Annotated in this window: 1 protein-coding gene; it reads right to left on the minus strand. The window is 46.2% G+C overall.

From position 1 onward, the window contains the following. Nucleotides 1–23: 23 nt before the first annotated feature. The gene (locus A918_RS0106750) at nucleotides 24–1,307 is read right to left on the minus strand and encodes a solute carrier family 23 protein (protein WP_022710324.1); all 1,284 of its coding nucleotides are present in this window, start codon (nucleotides 1,305–1,307) and stop codon (nucleotides 24–26) included. Between the last annotated feature and the right edge of the window lie 756 nt (nucleotides 1,308–2,063).

Genomic DNA, 2,063 nt, shown 5'->3' on the forward strand with positions numbered 1-2,063 from the left:
CGGCCAAGTGTTTTGCTTTATCATTAAGCCGTCTCGCGACGACCAATGCCAAGAAGCTGGTATAAGACCAGTGCAGCAAGTGTGGAGGTACCAATACCACCCAATGCGAAATCACCGATCGTAACAGTAAAGTCGCCTGCACCGAAAATCAGCGCCACACCAACAGTGAAAAGATTACGCGGATCGGCGAAATCAACTTTATTCACAACCCAGATACGTGCCATTGCGGAAGCAATCAGACCGAAAACTGAGACAGCCAAACCAGCCAGAACCGGAGCTGGAATGGTCTGCAGAATTGCACCGAATTTTGGTGACAAGCTCAAAGCCAGAGCAACAACCGCAGCGATAACAAAGACAAGGGTCGAATAAACTTTGGTCATTGCCATAACACCGATATTTTCTGCATAGGTCGTTACACCTGTGCCGCCACCGGAACCGGAAACCATAGTCGCCAGACCATCTGCAAAGAAGCCTCTGCCGATATATCGATCCATGTTCTGACCGGTAATTGAGCCAAGCGCTTTAATATGGCCGAGATTTTCTGCGACAAGAACAATAGCAACCGGTGCAATCAATGTAATTGCTGGCCAGCTGAATTCAGGCTTCACAAAATGCGGCAAACCAAACCAAGCAGCTGCACCGACAGCATCAAAATTAATGCCCGGAACCATATCCAACCCGTTACCAAAAATCAAAACGAGCAGATAGCCGAAGACCAGTGCCAGCAAAACCGCAACACGACGGGTCGCGCGCGGGCCATATGCAGAAATAATCGCCATGCACAGGACTGTCATCAGAGCGATCGTAATATGCGCATGTGTTCCTTTAAGCTGACTGACAGCAACAGGTGCAAGGTTCAGCCCGATAGCAACACCGATTGCACCGGTAACAGCCGGCGGCATCAGTCTTTCAACCCAGCCGGTGCCAACGCCCATGACGATAAGACCGATCAAAGCATAAAGCGCACCGCAGGCAATAATCCCGCCTAATGCAACGCCAATATTGGCATTAACACCGCTGCCACCATAACCTGTCGCAGCAATAACAACGGCGATGAAAGCAAAAGAAGAGCCAAGATAGCTTGGTACGCGACCACCGGTGATCAGAAAGAACAATAATGTACCGATACCAGAAAAGAAGACCGCGACATTGGGATCAAAGCCCATAATCAGCGGCGCAACAATCGTGGATCCGGACATTGCAAGAAGATGCTGAATGCCCATCGGGATTGCGGCAGACGTCGGCAATCGTTCATCAGGTAAAACGGTGACGTTATTGGTCAAACGCCAGGTTGGAAAATAAGCCATATTGTCCCCTTACATAATATGCAGATTTTTTCTTTAGCTATTTGTGTCAGAGATATCCACGAGGCGCAGTGTAAAAAACCGGTACAAATAGCCAAATTACACTGAAAACATGGATTGCATGCAAAGATACGGCACTGCTGTCTGGCTCATCATTTTCTTGAAGATAATTATTTTTAGATTGAGCATCAGCCATGTTAACTTGAACGAGCATTCAAAGTTAATAAGTATATTTGGTCATCAACATATAATTCTCAGCATAAATCGCTCTTGTCATTATATTTACTTCATCAAAATGCAGATCTTACAATACAAACTGTAATTACAAAAATATGACGCGGCTTTGAAGTCATCCTGCTAACTGGAAAATCTGGATACATTTAAAATCAGCAAAACAACCAATGATAAGAATGTTTAACCGCACCTAACAGAGTTGCACGACTTCAGCTGTGAACAATATACGATAAAACGACCTAGAGCTGTTCGATCATTACTATGACCTCAGTAATGCTAAGGAAGATTACATATTGGCTAGATGGCGAGGCTTTGGTCTCCCCACCCCCGCTTTTCACATTCGTATGTTTTAAACACAAAAAAGCCCTGCGCATTTCTGCCGGGGCTTGGGATGTATTTCAGGAGATTTGGTTGCGGGGTCAGGATTTGTGGTTTTGTCTCCCGCTTTGTCGGCTTTGCCTCCTTGCGGGCCCCTGACTAGGCTTAAAATCTACGACCCGTTACCAAAAAAATCCCGCTCAAAGA

Source organism: Pseudochrobactrum sp. AO18b (assembly GCF_000409565.1).
In the GTDB taxonomy this organism is placed as follows: Bacteria; Pseudomonadota; Alphaproteobacteria; order Rhizobiales; family Rhizobiaceae; genus Pseudochrobactrum; species Pseudochrobactrum saccharolyticum.

Bases quoted from the DNA above. Each gene is read 5' to 3' on its own strand.
- A918_RS0106750 (WP_022710324.1), bottom strand. From the start codon at position 1,307: ATGGCTTATTTTCCAACCTGGCGTTTGACCAATAACGTCACCGTTTTA.